Origin of the sequence: uncultured Methylibium sp. (assembly GCF_902826655.1) — a bacterium.
Classification (GTDB): Bacteria; Pseudomonadota; Gammaproteobacteria; order Burkholderiales; family Burkholderiaceae_C; genus Methylibium.
On sequence record NZ_CADEFR010000042.1, the window covers coordinates 1 to 23,083 of the forward strand.

Sequence of the window (23,083 nt, forward strand, 5' to 3'; positions counted from 1 at the left end):
CTCTTTCTTTGGTTACTTTCTTTGAGCCAGCAAAGAAAGTGACTCGCCTGCCGGGGCGAGACCCGGCGCGTCCCCCCGCAACCAGCGGGCAACGAAATCAGACACTCAGCCTGAATTCCTTCATCGCCTCGGTCAACCGCAGCGCCTGCTCCTTGAGGCTCTCCGCCGCGGCGGCGGACTCCTCGACGAGGGCGGCGTTCTGCTGCGTCATCTGGTCCAGGTTGTTCACGGCCGTGTTGACCTGACCGATGCCGTCGGACTGCTCGGCCGCAGCGGCAGTGATCTCGCCGATGATGTCGGAGACCCGCTGCACCGAACCCACGATCTCGCCCATGGTCTGGCCGGCATCGGCCACCAGGCGGGAGCCGGACTCCACCTTCTCGACGCTGGCGCCGATCAGGCCCTTGATCTCCTTGGCGGCCTGGGCGGAGCGCTGGGCGAGGTTGCGCACCTCGCCGGCCACCACCGCGAAGCCCCGGCCCTGCTCGCCGGCGCGGGCCGCTTCCACGGCGGCGTTGAGCGCCAGGATGTTGGTCTGGAAGGCGATGCCGTCGATGACGCCGATGATGTCGGCGATCTTCTTGGAGCTGGCGTTGATGTCCTGCATGGTCGAGACGACCTGCGAGACCACCTGGCCGCCCTTGGCGGCGGAGGCCTGGGCGGAGGAGGCCAGCTGGTTGGCGGTGCGGGCCGAGTCGGCGGTCTGCTTGACGGTGCCGGTGAGCTGCTCCATCGAGGACGCGGTCTGCTGCAGGTTGCTGGCCGTCTGCTCGGTGCGCGAGGACAGGTCCGCGTTGCCCGTCGCGATCTCGCTCGAGGCCGTGCTGATCGATTCGACCGAGTGACGCACCGAGCCCATCGTGCCGGCCAGGCGGGCGCGCATGGCCTCGACCTCGCGGATCACGTCGCCGATCTCGTCGCGCTGATCGCTGTGGAAGTGCTGCGTCAGGTCGCCCTGCGCGACGGCATGCACCGCGCGCTGCACGTCGCGCAGCGGACGCGCCACCGAGCGGCGCATCATGAGGAAGAGGCCGAGGCCGAGGCCGACGGTCGCCGTGCCGAGCAGGGCCCAGAACGGGATCAGCGTGCCCCAGTGCGTGGCCATCGCCTCGCGGTCGGAGACCTCGGCGACGACCCACAGGCCCGTGGCCTGGCTCTTGCGCAGCACGGCCCAGGCGTCCTGGTGCGCGGCGTCGAACACGCCGGGTGCCTTCATCACGAAGCCGTGCTCGGCCTTCGCGAGCGACTCGAAGAAGGCTTCCTGGCCCCCGAAGGCGTCGGCCAGCTTCTTGCCGGCGGCCTGCGGATGCATCACCAGCGTGGCCTCGTTCCAGGCCTTCTTCGGGTCGACGACGTAGACGCCGCCGGTGTCGAAGAAGCGCGTGCCCGCGGCCAGCTTGTCGAGCGAGGTCTGGAAGGCCTGGGTGTCGAAGCCGATGAAGAGGATGCCGATGACCTTGCCGTCGGCGGCCTTGATCGGCTCGTAGCGCGTCATGTAGGGCTTGCCGAACAGCACGGCCGGGCCGGTGTAGGTCTTGCCTTCCAGCATCAGCGGATAGGCAGGGTGGCCCTTGGCCAGCAAGGTGCCCATCGCGCGCTCGCCGTTCTCCTTCTTCAGCGAGGTCGTGATTCGCTTGAAGTCGGTGCCGGTGCGGGCGAACACGGTCGCCACGCCGCCGGTGTTGGCCGCGAAGCGGTCGACGGCGGTGAAGTTGCCGGCCAGCGGCTGGCCGAAGTTGGACAGGTCGACCTTGGCTTCGTCGTGCGTGAAGTCCGGACCGAACTCCTGCTTGAAGGTCGAGAAGAACTTCTCGACCAGCACGCGCGAGGTCAGGTCGAAGGCGTCGATCGAGTCGGCCACCGACTGCGTCTTGTCGCCGACCCAGGTGACGATGCGCTCGCGCGAGCGGTCTGTCGCCAGCACGCTCATCACGCCGCAGATCAGCATCAGCACGACCAGCAGGCTGGCGCTGCCGATCACCGAGATGCGGCGGGCGATGGAGCCCTGGCCGCCAGTAGAGAGCTTCATGTCGTCGATCCCCCCGGATGACTTGGTGGTCGGCGGTCAGCCGGCGGCGTCGATGACGCCGAGGTCGGCGCTGCTCATCAGCGACTCGATGTCCATCAGGATCAGCATGCGCTCGGCGACCGTGGCGATGCCGATCAGGTGGCTGGTGTCGACCACCGAGCCCATGCTCGGCGCCGGCTTGACGGCCTCGTGCGGCAGTTCGAGCACGTCGCTGACCGAGTCGACGACGGCGCCGATCACGCGGCCCTTGACGCCCAGCACGATCACCGCGGTGATGGCGTTGATCTCGGCGTCGCAGCCGAACTTCACGCGCAGGTCGACCACCGGCACGATCACGCCGCGCAGGTTGATGACGCCCTTCAGGAAGGCCGGGGCGTTGGCGATGCGGGTCGGCGGCTCGTAGGAGCGGATCTCCTGCACCTTGAGGATGTCGATGCCGTACTCCTCGGCACCGAGGCGGAAGCTCAGGTACTCGCGGCCCGGCTGGGCCTTGCTGCCGGCGCCCTGGCGCTGCGCTTCGTGGCGGGCGACCTGGGTCGCGTCGTTGATCATGTCCATGGAAAAGGTCCTCGTGGCGCGGTCGGGCCGCAACGTTGGATGGGTTTCGGCGCGTGGATCGGAAACTGGAGTCGGGGCGACCTCAGAAGGTCTCCCAGTCGCCCCCGGCGGCTTCGGCCGCGGCCGGTCGGGCCGCGACGGCTGCCGGCGCTGCAGCGGGTCGCGCCGGCGCGGTCGGGACGGACCGGGCGGCGGCCGGCTTGGCGGCGGCCTTCGGCGCGGTCGTGGGCTGGGTCGTCGGCTTGGGGGTCGGCTTGGGCGTCGCGGCCGGCTTCGGCGCTGCCAGCGCCAGGGTCGGTGCGGGCGACGAGGCGCGATGCGCGCTCTCGTCGACGCGGAAGGCCGCGACCGCGGCGGCCAGCCTCACCGCCTGCTCCTTGAGGCTCTCCGCCGCGGCGGCGGACTCCTCGACGAGGGCGGCGTTCTGCTGCGTCATCTGGTCCAGGTTGTTCACGGCCGTGTTGACCTGACCGATGCCGTCGGACTGCTCGGCCGCAGCGGCAGTGATCTCGCCGATGATGTCGGAGACCCGCTGCACCGAACCCACGATCTCGCCCATGGTCTGGCCGGCATCGGCCACCAGGCGGGAGCCGGACTCCACCTTCTCGACGCTGGCGCCGATCAGGCCCTTGATCTCCTTGGCGGCCTGGGCGGAGCGCTGGGCGAGGTTGCGCACCTCGCCGGCCACCACCGCGAAGCCCCGGCCCTGCTCGCCGGCGCGGGCCGCTTCCACGGCGGCGTTGAGCGCCAGGATGTTGGTCTGGAAGGCGATGCCGTCGATGACGCCGATGATGTCGGCGATCTTCTTGGAGCTGGCGTTGATGTCCTGCATGGTCGAGACGACCTGCGAGACCACCTGGCCGCCCTTGGCGGCGGAGGCCTGGGCGGAGGAGGCCAGCTGGTTGGCGGTGCGGGCCGAGTCGGCGGTCTGCTTGACGGTGCCGGTGAGCTGCTCCATCGAGGACGCGGTCTGCTGCAGGTTGCTGGCCGTCTGCTCGGTGCGCGAGGACAGGTCCGCGTTGCCCGTCGCGATCTCGCTGCTGGCGGTGGTGATGCTGTCGGTGCCGGCACGCACCGCGCCGATGGTCTTGCGCAGCGAGGCCTGCATCTCCAGCAGGCTCTGCTGCAGCGCGCTGACCTCGTCGCGGCCTTCGGCCTCGATGCGTCCGGTCAGGTCGCCGGCGGCGATCGTGCGGGTCGCCTCGGCGGCCTGGCGCAGCGGCGCGGTGACCGAGCGCGTGATGATCCAGGCGCTGACGCTGCCCAGCACCAACGCGACCAGTGCTGCGACCAGCATCGAGAGTTCGGCGCTGCGCACTTTCGCCTGCAGCTTCTCGGCCGTCTCCGCGACGAGTTCGCGCTCGAACTGCTGGAAGCCGGTGATGGCTGCGACGTAGGCCTCTGCGGCGGGGACCATCTTTCCTTCGAGCGCCACCTTGGTGCCGGCCAGGTCGCCCGCCTTCATCAGGGCGAAGACGATGTCGCGCTCGGCGATGTAGGCCTTGCGCTGGTCGGCGATCCCGGCGAACAGGGTCTTGCCCTTGGCGGAGACCAGGTGACCCTCGAGTTCCTTCTGGATCTTGGTGATGCGCTCGCTCGTCTCCTTGATCCGCGGCGCGAAGTAGCTCTGCAACTCCGGGTGTCCGCCAGACTTGGCGATGGCCAGCGTGCGGCTCGCGTTGAGATGGGTCAGACCGCGCCATTCGTCGGCCATCGCGGCGCGGCGCTCGAGCTCGGCGGATTCGGTGAAGTCGCTGCGCAGGCCTTCGAGCTGCGTGTAGGCCAGACCGACCATCGCGACGACCAGCACCAGCACGGCGCCGAATCCGACGCCGAGTCGCGCACCGATCTTCAGTTGATTGAGCTTCATCTTCTACCCTCGGAGGAACGCGGCGAAGACCCCCCGGTCCGCGCCCGCTGTGACGGAATTCAGTGACGCGAGCGGCGGACCAGCGAGCCCACGTCGAGGATCAGCGCGACGCGGCCGTCGCCCATGATGGTGGCGCCCGAGATGTCCTGGACCTTGCGGTAGTTGGCTTCGAGGTTCTTGACCACGACCTGCTGCTGGCCGAGCAGCTCGTCGACCATCAGCGCGACGCGCCCGCCCTCGGCTTCGATCACGACCATGATCCCGCTGGCCTTGCCCAGGTCGAAGCGCGGCACGTTGAACAGCCGCTCGAGCTCGAGCACCGGCATGTACTCGTCGCGCACTTCCACCACGCGACCGTTGCCGCCGATGGTCTTGACCGAGTCCTCGCCGATCTGGAAGCTCTCGACGACGCTGGACAGCGGCAGGATGTAGACCTCCTCGCCGACGCCCACGCTCATGCCGTCCATGATGGCCAGCGTCAGCGGCAGTCGCACCGCGACGCGCATGCCGTAGCCCTCGGCCGAGTCGATCTCGACCGTGCCGCCGAGCGCGGTGATGTTCTTCTTGACCACGTCCATGCCGACACCGCGGCCGGACACGTCGGTCACGACCTCGGCGGTGCTGAAGCCGGGCTCGAAGATCAGGCCCCAGACCTCGGAGTCGGTCATCGTGTCGGGCGCCGACAGGCCGCGCTCGCGCGCCTTCTTCAGCAGCTTCTCGCGCGACAGGCCCTTGCCGTCGTCCTTGACCTCGATGACGATGCTGCCGCCCTGGTGGCTGGCGGCCAGCGTGATCGTGCCGGTCTCGGACTTGCCCCTGGCCAGGCGTTCGGCCGGCAGTTCGACGCCGTGGTCGCAGGAGTTGCGCACCAGGTGGGTCAGCGGGTCGGTGATCTTCTCGACCAGGCTCTTGTCGAGTTCGGTCGCCTCGCCCACCGTCACCAGCTCGACCTTCTTGCCCAGCTTGGAGGCCAGGTCGCGCAGCATGCGCGGGAAGCGGCTGAACACGGTCTGCATCGGGATCATGCGGATCGACATCACCGCTTCCTGCAGGTCGCGGGTGTTGCGGTCCAGCGCGGTCAGGCCCGAGACCAGGCTCTGGTACAGCACCGGGTCGAGGCTGGCGCTGTTCTGCGCCAGCATCGCCTGGGTGATGACCAGCTCGCCCATCAGGTTGATCAGCTGGTCGACCTTCTCGACCGACACGCGGATCGACGCGGCTTCCAGCGTCGCGGCCGGCGCCTTGGCGTCGGCCTTGGCCGCGGCCGGCCTGGTGGCGGCCGCGGTCGCCGCCGCCGGCGCGGCGGCCGCGGCGTCGGCGTGGCTGCCCGGTGCGCCGGGGGCCTCGTCGAAGAAGCCGTAGCCCTTGTCTTCCTCGGTGATCGGCGAGCCCGGTGCGCCGGCGTGGAAGCCGTAGCCCGGCGCGACGCGCTCGCCGGCAAAGGGGCGCAGCACGCACTGCTCGCGCGCGACGTGGAAGTTGAACAGGTCCAGCAGGTCGCTGTCGCTGCTGGAGGTCGTCACCTTGAAGCGGCGCAGTCCGTCCTGCGGCATGCCGCCGTCGATGGCCTCGATGGTGCCGAGGCCCTCGATCTCCTTGAACAGCTCGACGATGTGGATCGCGAGTTCGGGTCGATCGAGCGGGCCGAGCACGAGCTCGAGGATGCGGTCGCCGTTCAGCGCCACCGGCACGTCGGCCTCGACGGCCATCACCGGGGCGGCGATCGCCGGCGCGGCCGGCGCGGGCGCCGCCGCCGCGACGGCGCCGCCGCCGGCGACGAAGGCGCGGATGTTGACCAGCAGTTCGGTCGTGTCGATGACCTCGCCGCCGGCGCCCTGGTGGCGGCCGAGCTGCGAGCGCAGCGCATCGCCCGAGGCGAGCAGCACGTCGACCATCGCCGGCGTCGGCTCGAGTTCGTGGCGGCGCAGCTTGTCCAGCAGCGTCTCCATCTGGTGCGTCAGCTCGGCCACGTCGGCGAAGCCGAAGGTGGCGGCGCCGCCCTTGATCGAGTGCGCGCAGCGGAAGATCGCGTTGAGTTCCTCGTCGTCGGCCGCGGCCACGTCGATCGCCAGGAGCTGCTGCTCCATGCGGTCGAGGTTCTCGCCGGCTTCCTCGAAGAAGACCTGGTAGAACTGGCTCAGGTCGATGCCGGCGCTGGCGTTTGCGCCCTCGGTGCTCATCTCACCCATGTCGACTCCCCCGGCCTGGTCAGCGAATGACCTTCTTGATGACTTCCAGCAGCTTGGCTGGGTCGAAGGGCTTGACCATCCACCCCGTGGCGCCGGCGGCGCGGCCGGCCTGCTTCATCTGGTCGCTGGACTCGGTGGTCAGGATCAGGATCGGCGTGGCCTTGAACTGCGGGTGCTCGCGCAGTTTCTTCGTCAGGCCGATGCCGTCGAGGTTGGGCATGTTCTGGTCGGTCAGGACCAGGTCGAAGGCCCCCATCGAGGCCTTGTCGAAGGCGTCCTTGCCGTCGACGGCCTCGGTCACCTTGTAGCCGGCGCTCTTGAGGGTGAAGGACACCATCTGCCGCATCGAAGCGGAGTCGTCCACGGCCAGGATTGAATGCATGAGGGTCTCCGGATTGCTCGGGGGGTATCGGCGGGTCGTTGCGTGACTTGAGTCGGCGGCGGGCTAGAACAGCTCCACCGAGCCGGCGTCCATCTCGTCCTGGGTCACCGGGTTGGGCCGCAGCGGCGGCGGCGCGATGACGGCTTCGCCTTCGGCGTCGGGACCGAAGGCGTCGTGGGCCAGCAGGTCGGCGCAGTTGCGCAGGCGCTGGTGGGTGTGGGCGATCAGCTGCGAGGCCAGGTCCTGGAACTGCAGCGCCGTCACCGCTTCGGCGAGCTGGCTGCGGGCGCCGTCCAGCCGGTCGGTGCCGGCCGCGTCGATCTGTCCCAGTGCGCCGTGGAAGCGCGCCATCAGCGTGTCGCAGGTGTCGGCCAGCAGGCGTTGCAGGCGCTCGAGATCGTGCCCGGCCACCATCAGGTGGTCCTGCAGATCGGCGGCCAGCAGCAGCGGCAGGGCGGCGTCTTGGGGTTCGGCGTGTGGCATCGGTGTCATCGGTCGGGACTCTGCGGAAACGGGACGCTGCGGGCACGCGGCACCGGCGATCGGCGCACCGCATGTGCAGCCGGATGCGACTTGGCACAATTCTTCGACAGCCCTCAGGGCCGCGGTGTCAAGATCACCGGGCCAAACGGCCGCCAGTTCCGCGCTTTCCAGCCCGCCTTCCGACCGATGCCCGACCTGTCCAGCCGGCCCACGCCGCTCTCCGCCACCCCGATGCAGCTGCGCGTGCTGCACCTGGAGGATTCGGAACTCGATCACGAATTGATGCTGGCCCACCTGCGGCGCGGCGGCATCGATGCCGAGGCCGTCCGGGTCGAGTCCGAGGCGGCCTACCGGGCCGCGCTGGAGGAACCCTGGGACGTGGTGCTGTCCGACTACAACCTGCCGGGCTTCTCGGGGCTGCGGGCGCTGGAGATCCTGCGCGACACGCGGCTGATGCTGCCCTTCATCCTGATCTCCGGCGAGATCGGCGAGCAGGTCGCCGTGCAGGCCATGCTCAACGGCGCCAGCGACTACCTGCTCAAGGACAACCTGGCGCGCCTGGTGCCGGCGATGCTGCACGCGATCGACGGCATCGAGGCGCTGCGCGCCAAGCAGGAGGCCGACCTGGCGCTGGGCCAGAGCGAGCAGCGGCTGCGCGAGCTGGCCCAGCACCTGCAGGCCAACATCGAGGCCGAGCGCATGGCGATCGCGCGCGAGATCCACGACGACGTCGGCGGCTCGCTGACGGCGCTGAAGTTCGACCTGGCCTGGATCGAGCGCCACACCGGGGACGCCGCGATCGCGCAGCGCGCCCAGGGCGCGCTCGAGACCGTCACGCTGGCCATCGAGTCGAGCCAGCGCATCATGCACAACCTGCGCCCGGCGATCCTGGAGCAGGGGCTGATCCCGGCGCTGCAGTGGATGACCCAGCGCTTCGAGAAGCGCAGCGGCGTCGTGACCGTGTTCCGCACCAGCCGCGACGAGCTGCCGGCCCTGCCGCCGGGCGTGCCGCTGGCCGCCTACCGCACGGCGCAGGAGGCGCTGACCAACATCAGCAAGCACGCTCACGCGACGCGGGTGCAGGTCGACCTCACGGTGGCCGGCAAGGTGCTGTCGCTGGAGGTCAGCGACAACGGCCGCGGGCTGAACCAGGACGACCTGGGCAAGGCGCGCTCCTTCGGCATCCGCGGCCTGCGCGAGCGGGCCGCCCAGGTCGGCGGATGGGTTGACCTGTCCAGCGGACCCGGCGGCACGACGATCATCCTCTCCGTGCCGCTGTCCGGCCCCGGCGACAGCGGTGTCGGCAGCTTCGACGAACTGCACGACGACCCCGATGACCCGACGTCCTGGGACGTGCTCTGACGCCGGCCCGGTGGCCCGGCCGCGGCGCGCACGGTAGAGTCAGGACATGACGATCCGCGTGATCCTGTGCGATGACCATGCCTTGATCCGCCGCGGCATCCGCGACACGCTGGCCGACGCCCAGGACATCGAGGTGGTCGGCGAGGCCGGCGACTACGGCGAACTGCGCAGCCTGCTGCGCGACCACAGCTGTGACGTGCTGGTGCTCGACATCAACCTGCCGGGCCGCAGCGGCCTGGACGTGCTGCACGTCCTGAAGGAAGAAGGCTCCACGCTGCGCGTGCTGGTGGTGTCGATGTACCCCGAGGACCAGTACGCGATCCGCGCGCTGCGCGCCGGCGCCTACGGCTACGTCAACAAGGGCAGCGACACGAAGATGCTGGTCGAGGCCGTGCGCTCGGTCGCCAAGGGCCGCAAGTACATCACGCCCGAGATCGCGCAGATGCTGGCCGAGAGCCTGAGCCACCCGACCGCCGAGGTGGCGCACGAGAAGCTGTCCGACCGCGAACTGCAGACGCTGGTGCTGATCGCATCGGGCAAGCGGCTGTCGGACATCGCGGCCGAGCTGACGCTCAGCCCCAAGACGGTCAGCGTCTACCGCGCCCGCGTGCTGGAGAAGCTGGCGCTGTCGAACAACTCCGAGCTGACGGTCTACGCGATCCGCAACGGATTGGTTTAGTGGCCCACCCCCGTTGCGGCTTCGCCGCTCCCCCTCGAGGGGGCGACGCCAGTGGACCGGCGGAGCCGGATCCACGGCGTCTGCTGGCGGGGGCCGGAGTCTTTCGACCGGTGAAGCTGACCTGAGTCTTCCATCGACATGACCGAGCCGACCCCCCTGACCGGCGGCTGCCTGTGCGGCGCGGTGCGCTACCGGATCGACGGCGAGCCGGGCCCCATCGTGCTGTGTCACTGCAGCCTGTGCCGCAAGGCCCAGGGCGGGGCCTTCGCCGTCAATGCCCCGGTGCGGGCGGCCGACTTCCACCTGCTGGCGGGTGCCGAGGTGCTGACGGCCTACGCCTCGTCGCCCGGCAAGTGGCGCAGCTTCTGCGCCCGCTGCGGTTCGCCGATCCACAGCCGTCGCGACGATCGGCCCGAGGTCCTGCGCCTGCGCATCGGCACGCTGGACACGCCGATCGCCGGGCGTCCGGCGGCGCACATCCACGTGGCCTCGAAGGCCGGGTGGTGGACCATCGACGACGACCTGCCGCAGCACGCGGGCGTGGAGCCCGGCCGCGCCTGAGCACCCGCCTCAGGGCACGGTCTGCCAGCGCATCAGTCGCAGGTGGGCGAAGTGGCCCCAGGCCGGCGGACGCAGGCCGTCGCTGCGGCCGCTGAAGTAGCGCTGCAACTGCTCGGCCGGCGACAGGGTCGCCATCAGCTCGAAGCCGCACTCGCGTGCGAGCCGGGCGAACTGCGGCGGCGTGAAGAAGGCGCGCCAGGGCTCGCCGCGCCGCTCGACCGCGGCCTGCGCCTTGAGGAAGGCGCGCCGTTCCTCGGGGGGCTGCTGTTCGACCGGCAGCGCGTAGTCGAGCACCAGCTCGCTGCCGGGCGCGGCCAGCCCGGCGATCCCGCGCAGCGTCCCGGCGATCGCCTCGGGCGTCAGGTAGTAGGTGTTGCCCAGCCACGCGAAGAAGGCCGGCGCGCCGCGGTCGTAGCCCGAGCGGGCCAGCGCCGTGGCCACCGTCTCGTGCTCGAGGTCGGCGGCGATGAACTCCACGTGGGCCAGGGGTTCGGTCGTGATCTTCGCGAGCCGCTCGATCTTGACCGCCTGGCTGGCCGGGTGGTCGAGCTCGAACACCCGCAACTGCGGCGCCAGTTCGCGATGGCGCAGCGCGAAGGAGTCGAGCCCCGCGCCGATGATCACGTACTGGCCCAGGCCGCCGGCCACGGCGCGCAGCAGTTCTTCCTCGGCGAAGCGGGCCCGGCCCAGCATCTCGGCGTGGATGCTGCGGAAGTCGGCCAGCAGCCGGCGCACCACCAGGCGGTGCAGGACGCGGCTGCGCACGATGGCCCGCCAGGCCGGGCTCGTCAGCGCCAGCGCGTGCGGGTCGTCGAAGACGACCGGATGGTCGTAACGCCGGTGCGCGGCACGCACGGCGGCCGCGATCTCGGCCGTCTTGCTGGCCTGGGTGGAAGACATGGGATCCCCTGGGTGGCGCCTGGTGCCGGGTCTCGGGTCTGGGCGTGCGCTGCGAGCCGGTCCGGTGTCGCCGGAGACTCTGCAGTGAGCCTAGGCGAAGCCGGTGCCGCCGGCATTCGCTCGGAAGGGGGGTCGGGGTTCGGAATCGTTACCGCGCGGCGCTGCCGCGGCCGCTCAGCGCAGCGTGCGCAGGTGCGCGACGCGCTGATGCGTGCCGGGGTGCGTGGCCGTGGCCTTGACCAGCGGCAGGTGCTGGAACAGCACCAGCGGCGTGTCGTCCGGGTCGCCCATGCGACGCAGCAGGCGCAGCGCAAAGGCGTCGGCCTCGTACTCCTGCTCGTGCGAAAGCTGCGAGGCCTCGCGCCCCAGCACGCCGGCGATCGCGTCCGTGTGCTCCTTGACGACCTCGCCGGGGATGTGGCGCTTGTAGAGCTCGCCCAGCTGCGACCAGTGGCCGTGCGCGATGTGGCCCAGCTCGTGGGCCAGCACGAAGCGGCGTTCGCTTTCGCTCAGGTCGGCCAGCGAGACGTTCGCCGCGACCACCCGCCCCATCAGGCAGACCGCCAGCAGCGGCCCGCGGACGACGACCAGCCGGACCGGCTGCGCCATGCCCATCGCGATGCTGACCTGGTCGAAGCTGCGTTGCACCACCTGGGCCGCCGGGTGGTCCGCGGCCACCGCGGCATCCGAGAGGGCGTCCAGCTGCATCTGCTGCGACCGCTGCAGGACTGCCAGGATGTCTTCGCCGCACCAGGCTGGTGCGGACACTGCCGTCATCAAGGCCATCAGGAAAGCACGCATTGGGCACCTCCGGAACACACCCCGAGTGATTCGGGTTGCTACCAATATGCGCGCAATCTACGTGCCAGAACTGAACAAAAGTGGCCGGTTCCGCGGCCTTTTCCCGGGAGTCGAGGGTTCAGACTCGGGAGCCGACCCGCCGGCGCCTACTGGAACTGCGCCAGCAGCCTTTCCAGCGCCGCCGTGAAGGGCTGTTCCATCAGCGGCAGCGTCAGCGTGATGCCGATCAGGCCGACGCCCAGGGTGATCGGGAAGCCGATGGCGAAGATGTTCATCTGCGAGGCCACGCGCGCGATCACGCCCAGCACCAGGTTCATGAACAGCAGCATCGTCACGATCGGCAGCGCGATCCACAGGCCCAGGCGGAACACCTCGGTGCCCCAGGCCTGGGGCTGGATCTGGGCCAGGAAGGCCAGCGGCGCGGCGTCCGGGCTGGCCACCGGGAAGGCATGGAAGCTCTGGATCACCGCGGCCGTCAGCAGCAGGTGGCCGTTCATCACGACGAAGAGCCAGGCCGCGCTGGTGCTGAAGAAGCGGCTGACCGACGTGGCCTGCGTGGCGCTGATGGGGTCGAAGAAGGACGCGAAGTTCAGGCCCATCTGCAGGCCGATCAGCTCGCCGGCGAACTCGATGCCGGCCATCACGATGCGCGCCGCGAAGCCGAGCGCCATGCCGATCAGCAGCTGCTGGATCACGGCCTCGACGGCGAGACCGCTGTCGAGGGCGATCACCGGCATCTCCGGCAGCGAGGGCTGCGCCGCGACGGTGATCAGCAGGGCCAGCGCCACCTTCACCCGCGCCGGCACGCTGCGCATGCCGAGCACCGGCATCGTGGTGAACAGCGCCAGCACCCGCAGGAAGGGCCAGATCAGCGGCGCGAGCCAGGCGGTGAGCTGGGCGTCGTTGAAGGTCAGCATGGAAGGTGATCAGTGATCACAGATCGCCGATCACGACTTTCAACCGACGACCGTGGGAATCGACTGCAGCGTGCGCTGCAGGTACTCGACGATCGAGGTCAGCATCCACGGGCCGGCGATCGCCAGCACCGCGACCGCAGCGATCAGCTTGGGCACGAAGGACAGCGTCGCCTCGTGCAGCTGCGTCGCGGCCTGGAAGATGCTGACCAGCAGGCCGACCACCAGCACCGTCAGCAGCATCGGTGCGCTGACCGTGAGCAGCAGCATCAGGCCCTGCTGGCCGATCGAGAAGACTTGCTGGGGATCCATGAGAGTGACCTTTAGGTGACGAAGGACGCGGCCAGCGAACCGAGCAGCAGGTTCCAGCCGTCGGCCAGCACGAAGAGCATCAGCTTGAAGGGCAGGGCCACGAGCACCGGGCTCAGCATCATCATGCCCAGGCTCATCAGCACGCTGGCGACGATCATGTCGATGATCAGGAAGGGGATGAAGATCAGGAAGCCGATCTGGAAGGCGCTCTTCAGCTCGCTGGTCACGAAGGCCGGCACCAGCACGCGAAACGGCGCGTCCTCGCCCTTGATCGCCGGGTCGAGCTTGGCGAGCCGGGCGAACAGCATCAGGTCGCTCTGGCGCGTCTGCTTGAGCATGAACTCGCGCATCGGCTTCTCGCCGCGCGCCAGGGCCTCGTCGAAGGCGATCTTGTTCTCGGCGTAGGGCTTGTAGGCCTCGCTGTAGACCTTGTCGATGGTCGGGCCCATCACGAACATCGTGAGGAACAGGCTCAGCCCGATCAGCACCTGGTTCGGCGGCACCGACTGCGTGCCCAGCGCCTGGCGCAGCAGGCTCAGCACGATGACGATGCGCGTGAAGCCCGTCATCATCAGCAGCACGGCCGGCAGGAAGGACAGCGCCGTGAAGAACAGCAGCGTCTGGATCGGCACCGAGTAGCTGGTGCCGCCGGCGCCCTGGCCGACGATCAGCGGCAGCGCCGCGTTGCCGCCGGCCTGCTGGGCTAAAGCCGCTGCAGGAAGCGCCGACAACACCGATACGGCAGCGATCAGCGCACCGCGGCGGTGACGAGCGAAAAGAACAGCCAGATCAGCGGCGCGCATCACGCACCTTCTTCAACAGGGTCGCGAACGGCGTCTCCACCGGCGTCGCGGCGGGCGGCGTTTCGAGCGGCGACAGCGTGTGCAGCGTGGCGATGGCCTGCGGCGTCACACCCAGCACCAGCCAGCGCTTCTCGTCGCCCTGGCCGACCTCGACGGTGACCAGGCGCTGGTGCGGCCCCAGCGGCAGCGTCGAGACGACGCGCGACGCGGCCCCGGCGCCGCTCATCGCCGCGCCGTAGGGCGTGCGCTTGAGCAGCCACAGCGCCAGCGGGATCAGCGCCAGGATGACGACGAACCACAGCAGGCCGAAGCCGAGCGAACCGGTCATGCCGGGCTCACATCCCGCGGCTCAGGCGCCGCATGCGTTCACTCGGGGTGACGATGTCCGTCAGCCGGATACCGAACTTGTCGTTGACGACCACCACCTCGCCCTGGGCGATCAGGTAGCCGTTGACCAGCACGTCCATCGGTTCGCCGGCCATCGCGTCGAGCTCGACCACCGAGCCCTGCGCGAGCTGCAGGATGTGCTTGATCGGGATGCGCGTGCGACCCAGCTCCACGGTCAGCTGGACCGGGATGTCCAGGATCATGTTGATGTCGTTGCCCGCGCCGCCCGCCGCGGTCGGCGTGAAGTTCGTGAACGCGGCCGGCGCGACCTGCTCGGCGGCGGCCACGACCTCGGTCGCCGGCGCCGTGGTGGTCTGCTGTTCCAGCGCGGCCGCCCACTCGGCGGCCATGTCGTCTTGCTCGTTGGTCGGTGCGGCCTCAGCCATGGTGCTCTCCCAGCCAGGACATGCCCTGGTTCGTCAGCAGTTGATCGATCTTGATGGAGTACTTGCCGTTGCTCGTGCCGTACTGGCAGTCGAACACCGGCACGCCGTCCACCTTGGCCTGCACCACCTGGCTCAGGTCCAGTTCGATGAAGTCGCCGGGCTTGAAGGCCAGCAGCTGCTCGACGGTGGCCGGCGCATGCGCCAGTTCGGTGACCAGCTCCACCTCGGCAGCCTGGATCTGCTGCGTCAGCAGCTTGACCCAGCGGCGGTCGGGCTCGTTGGAGTCGCCGACCGTGGCCGAGTACAGCGTGTCGCGGATCGGCTCGAGCGTCGCGTAGGGCACGCAGAAATGGATGGTGCCGCTGGTCTCGCCGATCTCGAGCGTGAACGAGGTCGTCACGACGATCTCGCTCGGCGCCGCGATGGTGGCGAACTGCGGCTGCATCTCCGAGCGCTGGTAGTCCAGCTCGATCGGGTAGACGCCGGCCCAGGCCTTCTTGTACTCGGCAGCGATCACCTCGACCAGCCGCACGATGACGCGCTGCTCGGTCGGCGAGAAGTCGCGGCCCTCGATGCGCGTGTGGAACTTGCCCGCGCCGCCGAACAGCGCGTCGATGACGGCGAACACCAGCGTCGGGTCGCACACCACCAGCCCGCTGCCGCGCAGCGGCCGCACGCTCATGATGTTGAAGTTGGTCGGCACGACGATCTCGCGCAGGAAGGCGCTGTACTTCTGCACCTTGATGCCACCGACCGCCACCTCCGGCGTGCGCCGGATCATGTTGAACAGGCCGACGCGGATGTTGCGCGAGAAGCGTTCGTTGACGATCTCCATCGTGGGCATGCGCCCACGCACGATGCGCTCCTGGCTGGCCAGGTTGTAGTCGCGGATCGCGCCGTGCTCGACCTCCTCGGTCTCGAGCTTCTGGCTTACGCCGGTGATGCCCTGGAGGAGGGCATCGACCTCGTCCTGACTGAGGATCTGCTGGTTCATGCCGGCAGCCCGCTCATTGAATGATGAAGGACGAGAAGTGCACGTGCTCGACCGGGTTGTGCACCGGCGGCGCGCGCTTCTTCTTGCGCGGCTCGCCGCCGGTCGCGGCCGGTTCGGCCGGGACCTCGATGCCCAGCGGGCGCACGGCCTCGCGCATGATCTCGGCGGCCAGCTGTTCCTTGCCGGCACGCTCCAGCAGCTCGGCCGAGGTCTTGTGCGCCAGGATCATCAGCACGCCGTTGCGGATCGCCGGCATGTAGAGCTTGAGCTGCTCGGCCACCTTGGCGTCGTCGACCTGCAGGGTCACGCCGATCTGGGCGTAGCGCTCCTGCTCGCGGTCGGCGAGGTTCACGACGAAGGGCTCGAGCGGCAGGAAGTTGGGTGGATTCTTGGGGTCGCGCTTGGCCGGCTCGTGGTCCGCGGCGGCATGGCCCTCGTCGTCGCCGTCTTCGGCCGCCGCCGCGGCGGCCGCTGCGCGCTGCTTCATCAGGTAGAAGGCGGCGCCACCGCCCACCGCGACCAGCAGCAGGACGACCGCGAGGATGAGCACCAGCTTCTTGGAAAGCTTGGCCCCCGCCTTCTTGACGGGTACTTCGACGGCATCGGCTGCAGCGGCAGACATTTCAGAGGACTCCTTGCCATGCGCGCGCCCGCGGCGCAGGCCGCCGGACGCAGGGGATGAGAAGGATTATTCGAGGCGGCCCCGTGGCCGAACCGGGGATAAGGGGGGCGAAACCGGCCCTTCCCTCGTCCCGGCGCGCGCAGCGGGGCCGGCTCAGGCGTAGAGGTCCAGCAGGCCGGCGCGGGCGCGCAGCGCGACCGTCTGGCCGCCGATCGCCGACGGCTCGCCGCTGCCGCCGACGCGGCGCGGGCCGCGCGATGCCGGCTCGCCCGGGCGCTCGTCGTGCGACGCCGAGCCCTGCTCGAAGACGCCGCCGCCGCTCAGGGTCAGGCCCAGCGTCTGCAGCGCCGCGGCGAGGCTGGGCAGGCTGGCCTCGAGGGCCTGGCGCGTGGCCGCCTGGGCGGCCGCGAAGTCGACCTGGGCCTGGCTGCCGTCGACCACGATCTGCACCGCGATCGGGCCCATCTCGGCCGGGTTGAGCTGCAACTGGGCCTCGTGCACGCCGTCGCGGGCCAGCGTGGTCAGCTGGGCGGCCAGGGCCTGCGAGAAGTCGGGCGAGCCCAGCGGCGTGGCCAGCGTGAGCACCGGCGCGGCGCTCGAGGCGGCCGGCGGCGCGGCAGCCGGCGGCGCAAGCAGCGCGGCCGTGGTGTCGGCGCTGCGCGCCTCGGCCACGGGCGGGTCGGCTCGAGCCGGCGTCATGTCCTTGGCGAGCAGGTGCTCACCTTCGGACTGCACTGCCTTCGATTGAAGGATCTCGGCGGGGCGCTCGGCGCGGCCAGCCTCGTCGTGGGCGCGCGCCTGAAGCGCGTCGTGCGATGCGGCACGCAGCGCGAGACGACCGCGTGCGTCGGCGATGGTGTCGGCCGCGATCGCGGCCGCGTCCGGGCGGCGCGCCGGGCCGCTGCGGGCGTCGGCGGACTCGACCGCGGTGAGATCGCTGGCGGTCGGTGCCGGCTCGGTCGGCACCGCGGCCGCGGCGTCCGCGCCCGGCAAGCCGCGTGCGATCGCAGGCTCGGGTTGCCAGGTGGCGAACCAGTCCAGCATCGGCGCCGGGGTCTCGGGATGGGTCGGGTCGACGGGCGTCTCGTCGGCGGCGGGCTGGCCGTCGGCTGGTCGGGTTTCGGCAGCGACCGGTGCGGCCGGCGGCTCGGTGAGCTTCGGGCCCGCATCGTCGTTGCGGTCGGTGGCGGCGTCGTCGGTCCTGCGGCCATGGCGGGCGTCGCCGGCTCGGGCCAGTGCGAGGCGCTGTTCGCCCAGCAGGCCGGCGAAGGGCGAGCCGGCGCGCGACGGCTCGGCCTGCGGCAGGCCGCGGCCACCGCCGGGCGGGGTCGGCAGGGCGGTGGGAATCGGAACGGAAACGTTCATGGGGTCGTCGCGGATCCGGTGTGTGTGTCCGGTGGGGGATCAGCAGGCGCCGAAGGCGGCCGTGGTGGCGTTGCGCAGCCAGGCGCCGCGAGCGGCCAGCTCGTCGGTCTCCTTCTGCTCGCGGCGCGATTGCATCTGCACTGCCTCGGCGCTGCGGCGCTCGATCAGCTTGGTGACGGCCGCGACGCGCTGCTCGGCCTGCACCAGCTCGGCCCGGGCCGCGTCGGTGCGCGACTCGGCCTGCGTGGCGATGTGCTGCTGCTGAACGACCGCCTCGTCGAGGCGCGCCATGAAGCCCTGGTAGCACTGCATCAGCTCGACCGCACCGGCGCGCTGGAACTGGCCGCCGAAGCGCTGCGCGTACTCGCGGCGGTAGGCGGTCAGCTGCTCGGCCTGCTGTTGCGCGCCGCGCTGCGCGAGCAGCAGGCGCTGGTGGGTGGCGAGCGCGGCGTCGCGCTCGATGCCGATCTGTTCGAGCAGGGTGTGCAGCGGTTGCAGTGCGGTCATGACGGATCCCCCGTGGTGTTCTTCAGATGGCGGTGAGCTGGCGCAGCTGGCGCACGCTGTCGGTCAGCGGTGCGGCGTCGTGCATGTCCTGCTGCAGCAGCGCGCGCATCGCGTCGTGCTGCTTGACGGCCAGGTCCAGCTCGGCATCGTGGCCCGGCGCGTAGGCGCCGAGTGCGATCAGGTCGCGCGCCTTCTGCACCCGCGACCACAGCTGGCGCAGGCGCCGCGCGGCCTGCAGGTGTTCGGGTGCGGCGACGTTGTGCATCACGCGCGAGGCCGAGCGCTCGATGTCGATGGCCGGGTAGTGGCCGCCCTCGGCCAGGTCGCGCGACAGCACGATGTGGCCGTCGAGGATGGCGCGCGCGGCGTCGGCGATCGGGTCCTGCTGGTCGTCGCCCTCGCTCAGCACCGTGTAGAAGGCGGTGATGGAGCCGCAGCCGTTCAGGCCGTTGCCGCTGCGCTCGACCAGCTGCGGCAGCTTGGCGAAGCAGCTCGGCGGATAGCCCTTGGTGGCCGGCGGCTCGCCGATCGCCAGCGCGATCTCGCGCTGCGCCATCGCATAGCGCGTCAGGCTGTCCATCAGCAGCAGCACGTGCTGGCCGCGGTCGCGGAAGTGCTCGGCGATCGCGGTCGCGTAGGCGGCGCCCTGCATGCGCGTCAGCGGCGGCGCGTCGGCGGGCGCCGCGACGACGATGGAGCGCTGGAGACCTTCCTCGCCGAGGATGTCCTCGATGAATTCCTTGACTTCGCGGCCGCGTTCGCCGATCAGGCCGACGACGATCACGTCGGCGGCGGTGTACTTGGCCATCATGCCCAGCAGCACCGACTTGCCGACGCCGGAGCCGGCGAACAGGCCGATGCGCTGGCCGCGGCCGACGGTCAGCATCGCGTTGATCGCGCGCACGCCGGTGTCCAGCGGCTCGCGCACCGGGTCGCGGTCCATCGCATTGATCGGGCGGCGCACCAGCGGCTCGTTGCGGGCGCCGGACAGCGGGCCCAGGCGGTCGAGCGGCACGCCGTGCGAGTCGACCACGCGGCCCAGCAGGCCGTCGCCGATCGGCAGGTGGCGGGTGCGGTCCTCGCTGCGGCGCCAGGGGTGGCTGGCGGCGCCCAGGCGCGGCGGTTCGCCGACGCTGGCGCGGGGCACCACGCGCGCGCCGCTGGCCAGGCCGTGCAGCTCGCCGGTGGGCATCAGGTAGGCGCGGTCGCCGGCGAAGCCGACGACCTCGGCCAGCACCGGCGCCTGGCCCGCCATGCGGACCTCGCAGACCGAGCCGACCGGCACGCGGATGCCGGCGGCCTCGAGCACGAGGCCGGCGACGCGCACCAGCGTGCCCTGGGCTTCCAGCGGCGTCGGGCCCGTGGCATGTGCCTTCAGGTCGTCGAGGTAGCGCTGCCACGTCGGTGACAGGGCGGGTGCGGGCGAGCTCATGCTTCGGGGTCGCCGGGGACGAGCTCGCTCGGCCGACCCATGGTCTCGGTGGCGCGGCGCCAGCGCGCGTCGATGCCGGCGTCGATCACGCCGACCTCGGTCTCGACCACGCAGCCGCCGCGCGCGACCCTGGCGTCTGCCACCAGGCGGGCGCCGCGCGCGGCCAGGGCCTCACCGGCGTGCTGGGCGACCAGCGATTGATCGTCGGGATGCAGGTGCACGGCGATCTGCTGCGCCGACACCAGCGTGGCAGCCAGCGCTTCCTGCGCGACGGCGGCCACGAGCTCGGGGCGTGCGGCGAGCTCGCTGCGCACCACCTGGCGCGCCAGCGCGATCGCGATCTCGGCCACCTGCGCGGCCAGGCCTTGTTCCAGCTGTTCGACCTGCGCCCGGTAGGCGGTGGCGATCGCCGCGACCTGGGCCGTGACCTGCTGCGCGTAGCTCTGCTTGAAGCCTTCGAGCGCGACCAGCCCGTCGCGGTAGCCGTCCTGGTAGCCGCCCTGGCGGGCCGCCTGCAGCTGTGCGGCGACGAGTTCGGGCGTCAGCGGCGGCGCGCTCGCGGCGGCTTGTGCCTCCGCGCTGCCGCTGCCGCCGAAGCTGCCGGGCGTCCAGGCCGCGAAGCTGCGCACTTCCTCGCGTGGGATGAAGCGCGCGTAGGCGTTGCCGGAGGCAGGGCCGCCGTCGGCCGCATCGCTGCGCCGGCTGCGGGCCGACGGATCGCGCGGGTCCGGGGTCGCGCCCAGCTTGCGTTCAAAGGAACTGGTCATCGCCGCCACCGCCCAGCACGATCTGGCCTTCGTCGGCCAGGCGGCGCACGATCTTCAGCATTTCCTTCTGCTCGGCCTCGACCTCGCTCACGCGCACCGGGCCGCGCGACTCCAGGTCCTCGCGCAGCGTCTCGGCGGCGCGCGTCGACATGTTGGTGAAGACCTTCTCGCGCAGCTCGGGCGCAGCGCCCTTGAGCGCGATGACCAGCGACTCGCTCTGCACTTCCTTCAGCAGGGCCTGGATGCCGCGGTCGTCGATCTTCAGCAGGTCGTCGAAGATGAACATGTTGTCCATGATCTTCTGCGCCAGGTCGCCGTCGGCCTCGCGGATGTAGTCGAGCACCGAGGTCTCGATCGTCGAGCCCATCATGTTGATGATCTCGGCCGCGGGCTTGACGCCGCCCATCATCGACTTCTTCATGCGCTCGCCGCCGGCCAGCACCTTGCTCATCACCTCGTTCAGGTCCTTGAGCGCGCTGGGCTGGATGCCGTCGAGCGTGGCCACGCGCACCATCACCTCGTTGCGCTGGCGCTCGACGAAGTTCTTCAGCACGTCGGCGGCCTGGTCGGCCTCGAGGTGCACCAGGATCGCCGCGACGATCTGCGGGTGTTCGTTGCGCAGCAGCTCGGCCACCGAGGCCGGGTCCATCCACTTCAGGCTCTCGATGCCGGACACGTCGCCGCCCTGCAGGATGCGGTCGATCAGCAGGTTGGCCTTGTCGTCGCCGAGCGCCTTGCGCAGCACGGCCTTGACGTACTCGTCGGTGTCGCTGACCAGCATGCTGGTGTCGGCGGCGTCGCCGCTGAAGCGCTCGAGCACCTGCTCGAAGCGCTCGCGCGGCACGGTCTTCATCTTGGCGATGGTCTCGCCGAGGCGCTGCACTTCCTTGGGCGCGAGGTGCTTGAAGACCTCGGCCGCCTCTTCCTCGCCGAGGGACATCAGCAGGATCGCGGCGTCTTCGATACCTTGGGCATCCATGTCAGCTCGACTCCCGGCTCACGCCGCTTCCTTGGCGGACCAGCCGCGCACGATGTTGGCCAGCGCGGCCGGGTTCTCCTTGGCCAGCACACGCGCCTGCTCGAGGCGGTTGTCGGCCACCGGGGCTTCCAGCGCCAGCGGGGCCTGCGGCAGCGGCAGCGCGTTCGCGTCGTCGACCACGGCGTCGAGCTGACGGTTCGGCCTGGCCGGGGTCGCCGCCTTGAGCGCCGGGCGGATCGCGCCGAAGACGACGATCAGCGCCAGCAGCGTCAGCGCGCCGGGCACGGCCAGCGAGCGCAGCAGGTCCTGGGTCTCGGGCTGCTTCCACAGCGGCAGCGGCTCCTCGGCGACCGGCTTCTCGATCTTGAAGGGGGCGTTGATCAGCTTGACCGAGTCGCCGCGCGTCTCGTTGAAGCCGATCGTCTCCTTGACCAGCGCGGTGAGCTTCTCCATCTCCTCGGCCGGGATCGGCGTGGTGGTGGTCTTGCCCTTGGCGTCGGTGTTCGACTTGTGGTTCAGCACCACCGCGGCGTTGAGACGCTTGACGGTGCCGGTGGCATTGCGCGTCACGCGCACGGTCTTGTCGACCTCGTAGTTGGTGGTGGCCTCGCGCCGGCTGTTGCCGCCGCTGGCGCCGCCGCCCTGGGCGGCCTGCATCGCCTGCGCGCTGCCGTTGATCGGCGCGGTCGCCGGCACCGGCGGCTGGTTGCTGGTGGCCCCCGGCACGCCGGCCGGCGTGGCGCTGCCGCCGCCGGCGGACTCGCTGGTCTGCTGGCTGCGCACGGTGGCCTGCGTCTTCTCGCCCTGGTTGGGCGCGTACTGCTCGGAGGTCGACTCGGTCTGCGAGAAGTCGACCTCGGCCGTGACCTGGGCGCGCAGGTTGTCGCGACCGAGCACCGGCTCCAGGATGTCGAGCACGCGCTTCGTGTAGTTGGCCTCGATCTGGTGGCGGTACTGCAGCTGTTCGGCGTCCAGGCCGCTGCCGGACGCGGCGCTGTCGCCGCTGGTCGACAGCAGCGCGCCGCTGGCGTCGAGCACGCTCACCGCCTTGGGGTTCATCTCGGGCACGCTGGACGACACCAGGTGCACGATGCCGGCGATCTGCGCGCGGTCCAGCGTGCGGCCCGGGTGCAGGGTCAGCAGCACGCTGGCGCTGGGCTTCTGCTGCTCGCGGAAGAAACCGTTCTGGTTGGGCAGCGCCAGGTGCACGCGCGCGGCCTGCACGGCCGACAGCGCCGAGATCGAGCGCGTCAGCTCGCCCTCGAGGCCGCGCTGGAAGGTCAGGCGTTCCTGGAACTGGGTCTGGCCGAACTTGGCGTTGTCCATCAGCTCGAAGCCGGCGATGCTGCCCTTGGGCAGACCGCTCGACGCGAGCTTGAGGCGCACGTCGTGCACCTTGTCGGCCGGCACCAGGATGGCGGCGCCGCCGTCGGCGTGCCGGTAGGGCACGTTCATCTGCGACAGCTGCGCGAGGATCGCGCCGCCGTCCTTGTCGGACAGGCCGGCGTAGAGCACCTTGTAGTTGCCCTGCGACGACCACATCGACATCGCCAGCGCGATGCCGACCAGCGCCGCGAGGCCCAGGGCCAGCGTTGCCTTGCGGCCGGCGGGCAGCGCGGCCAGGCGCGAGCCGAAGCCGTCGGCCGGGGCCAGCGCGGCGGCCGGGGCGGAGTTCACGGTGGCAAGTGCGGTGTCCATCGTCGGAGGTGTGGGCGTCGCGTGTGGTTCGGGGGTGTCTCGTGGGTCGGTCGCGACGAAGCGGTTTCCGCCCATCGCCTCGGCATTGTTTCGTTACCCTTGA

The 23,083-nt window shown here is 70.5% G+C and carries 24 protein-coding genes; 3 read left to right on the forward strand and 21 right to left on the reverse strand.

All coding sequences use genetic code 11. The features are described 5' to 3' along the window. Nucleotides 1–97 precede the first annotated feature (97 nt). The 6 genes from QZV97_RS15125 to QZV97_RS15150 form a co-directional block, all read right to left on the reverse strand. A complete protein-coding gene (locus QZV97_RS15125) occupies nt 98–2,029 on the reverse strand; it encodes a methyl-accepting chemotaxis protein (protein ID WP_295643828.1) in 1,932 nt (643 codons plus the stop codon). 36 nt (nt 2,030–2,065) lie between these two features. Continuing rightward, complete coding sequence (locus QZV97_RS15130) at nt 2,066–2,587, reverse strand: chemotaxis protein CheW (protein ID WP_295643830.1); 522 nt, start codon at nt 2,585–2,587, stop codon at nt 2,066–2,068. 82 nt (nt 2,588–2,669) lie between these two features. After that, nucleotides 2,670–4,457, reverse strand: coding sequence for a methyl-accepting chemotaxis protein (locus tag QZV97_RS15135; RefSeq protein ID WP_295643833.1), 1,788 nt, complete (start codon nt 4,455–4,457; stop codon nt 2,670–2,672). 59 nt (nt 4,458–4,516) lie between these two features. Continuing rightward, nucleotides 4,517–6,646, reverse strand: a complete 2,130-nt coding sequence (locus QZV97_RS15140; RefSeq protein ID WP_295643837.1) for a chemotaxis protein CheW — start codon at nt 6,644–6,646, stop codon at nt 4,517–4,519. Between the two features lie 19 nt (nt 6,647–6,665). Beyond that, nucleotides 6,666–7,028, reverse strand: coding sequence for a response regulator (locus QZV97_RS15145; protein ID WP_295643840.1), 363 nt, complete (start codon nt 7,026–7,028; stop codon nt 6,666–6,668). A gap of 63 nt (nt 7,029–7,091) precedes the next feature. Continuing rightward, complete coding sequence (locus QZV97_RS15150) at nt 7,092–7,511, reverse strand: hypothetical protein (protein ID WP_295643843.1); 420 nt, start codon at nt 7,509–7,511, stop codon at nt 7,092–7,094. Nucleotides 7,512–7,697: 186 nt separating this feature from the next. Here QZV97_RS15150 and QZV97_RS15155 point away from each other — a divergent pair, with 186 nt between their 5' ends. The 3 genes from QZV97_RS15155 (at nt 7,698) to QZV97_RS15165 (ending at nt 10,113) form a co-directional block, all read left to right on the forward strand. Next, nucleotides 7,698–8,873: a response regulator gene (locus QZV97_RS15155; protein ID WP_295643846.1), complete on the forward strand. Its 1,176-nt coding sequence runs from the start codon at nt 7,698–7,700 to the stop codon at nt 8,871–8,873. A 46-nt stretch (nt 8,874–8,919) separates the two neighbouring features. Continuing rightward, entirely contained in the window at nt 8,920–9,552 is a 633-nt protein-coding gene (locus QZV97_RS15160) for a response regulator transcription factor (protein ID WP_295643849.1), read from the forward strand. Nucleotides 9,553–9,690: 138 nt separating this feature from the next. Further along, nucleotides 9,691–10,113 (forward strand): GFA family protein, encoded by a 423-nt coding sequence (locus tag QZV97_RS15165; protein ID WP_295643852.1) that lies wholly within the window; start codon nt 9,691–9,693, stop codon nt 10,111–10,113. A gap of 9 nt (nt 10,114–10,122) precedes the next feature. Here the strand turns inward: QZV97_RS15165 and QZV97_RS15170 are convergent, their stop codons facing one another. From QZV97_RS15170 to fliF, 15 genes are all read right to left on the reverse strand, one after another. Further along, nucleotides 10,123–11,013 (reverse strand): SAM-dependent methyltransferase, encoded by an 891-nt coding sequence (locus QZV97_RS15170; RefSeq protein ID WP_295643855.1) that lies wholly within the window; start codon nt 11,011–11,013, stop codon nt 10,123–10,125. Between the two features lie 174 nt (nt 11,014–11,187). Further along, nucleotides 11,188–11,814 carry a M48 family metalloprotease gene (locus QZV97_RS15175; RefSeq protein WP_295643858.1) on the reverse strand — a complete coding sequence of 209 codons (627 nt, stop codon included), beginning with the start codon at nt 11,812–11,814 and terminating at the stop codon, nt 11,188–11,190. Nucleotides 11,815–11,960: 146 nt separating this feature from the next. Continuing rightward, entirely contained in the window at nt 11,961–12,731 is a 771-nt protein-coding gene (gene fliR, locus QZV97_RS15180; RefSeq protein WP_295643861.1) for a flagellar biosynthetic protein FliR, read from the reverse strand. Between the two features lie 39 nt (nt 12,732–12,770). Beyond that, a complete protein-coding gene (fliQ, locus tag QZV97_RS15185) occupies nt 12,771–13,040 on the reverse strand; it encodes a flagellar biosynthesis protein FliQ (protein WP_295643865.1) in 270 nt (89 codons plus the stop codon). Between the two features lie 11 nt (nt 13,041–13,051). Beyond that, nucleotides 13,052–13,843, reverse strand: coding sequence for a flagellar type III secretion system pore protein FliP (gene fliP, locus QZV97_RS15190; protein ID WP_295643867.1), 792 nt, complete (start codon nt 13,841–13,843; stop codon nt 13,052–13,054). Beyond that, nucleotides 13,830–14,171, reverse strand: coding sequence for a flagellar biosynthetic protein FliO (locus QZV97_RS15195; protein WP_295643871.1), 342 nt, complete (start codon nt 14,169–14,171; stop codon nt 13,830–13,832). Before QZV97_RS15195 ends, fliP begins: the two co-directional genes overlap by 14 nt. Nucleotides 14,172–14,178: 7 nt before the next feature. After that, nucleotides 14,179–14,616 (reverse strand): flagellar motor switch protein FliN, encoded by a 438-nt coding sequence (gene fliN, locus QZV97_RS15200; RefSeq protein WP_295643874.1) that lies wholly within the window; start codon nt 14,614–14,616, stop codon nt 14,179–14,181. Further along, complete coding sequence (gene fliM / locus QZV97_RS15205; RefSeq protein WP_295643877.1) at nt 14,609–15,610, reverse strand: flagellar motor switch protein FliM; 1,002 nt, start codon at nt 15,608–15,610, stop codon at nt 14,609–14,611. The genes fliN and fliM overlap by 8 nt, the downstream gene beginning before the upstream one ends. Before the next feature lie 13 nt (nt 15,611–15,623). Beyond that, complete coding sequence (locus QZV97_RS15210; RefSeq protein ID WP_295643880.1) at nt 15,624–16,232, reverse strand: flagellar basal body-associated FliL family protein; 609 nt, start codon at nt 16,230–16,232, stop codon at nt 15,624–15,626. 153 nt (nt 16,233–16,385) lie between these two features. Continuing rightward, complete coding sequence (locus tag QZV97_RS15215) at nt 16,386–17,597, reverse strand: flagellar hook-length control protein FliK (RefSeq protein WP_295643882.1); 1,212 nt, start codon at nt 17,595–17,597, stop codon at nt 16,386–16,388. 39 nt (nt 17,598–17,636) lie between these two features. After that, nucleotides 17,637–18,104: a flagellar export protein FliJ gene (gene fliJ / locus QZV97_RS15220; protein ID WP_295643885.1), complete on the reverse strand. Its 468-nt coding sequence runs from the start codon at nt 18,102–18,104 to the stop codon at nt 17,637–17,639. Nucleotides 18,105–18,126: 22 nt separating this feature from the next. Further along, nucleotides 18,127–19,536: a flagellar protein export ATPase FliI gene (gene fliI / locus QZV97_RS15225; protein ID WP_295643888.1), complete on the reverse strand. Its 1,410-nt coding sequence runs from the start codon at nt 19,534–19,536 to the stop codon at nt 18,127–18,129. Beyond that, complete coding sequence (locus QZV97_RS15230; RefSeq protein ID WP_295643893.1) at nt 19,533–20,303, reverse strand: flagellar assembly protein FliH; 771 nt, start codon at nt 20,301–20,303, stop codon at nt 19,533–19,535. Before QZV97_RS15230 ends, fliI begins: the two co-directional genes overlap by 4 nt. Then, nucleotides 20,287–21,282: a flagellar motor switch protein FliG gene (fliG, locus tag QZV97_RS15235; protein ID WP_295643896.1), complete on the reverse strand. Its 996-nt coding sequence runs from the start codon at nt 21,280–21,282 to the stop codon at nt 20,287–20,289. Before fliG ends, QZV97_RS15230 begins: the two co-directional genes overlap by 17 nt. Before the next feature lie 18 nt (nt 21,283–21,300). Then, nucleotides 21,301–22,980: a flagellar basal-body MS-ring/collar protein FliF gene (gene fliF / locus QZV97_RS15240; RefSeq protein ID WP_295643899.1), complete on the reverse strand. Its 1,680-nt coding sequence runs from the start codon at nt 22,978–22,980 to the stop codon at nt 21,301–21,303. Nucleotides 22,981–23,083: the final 103 nt, after the last annotated feature.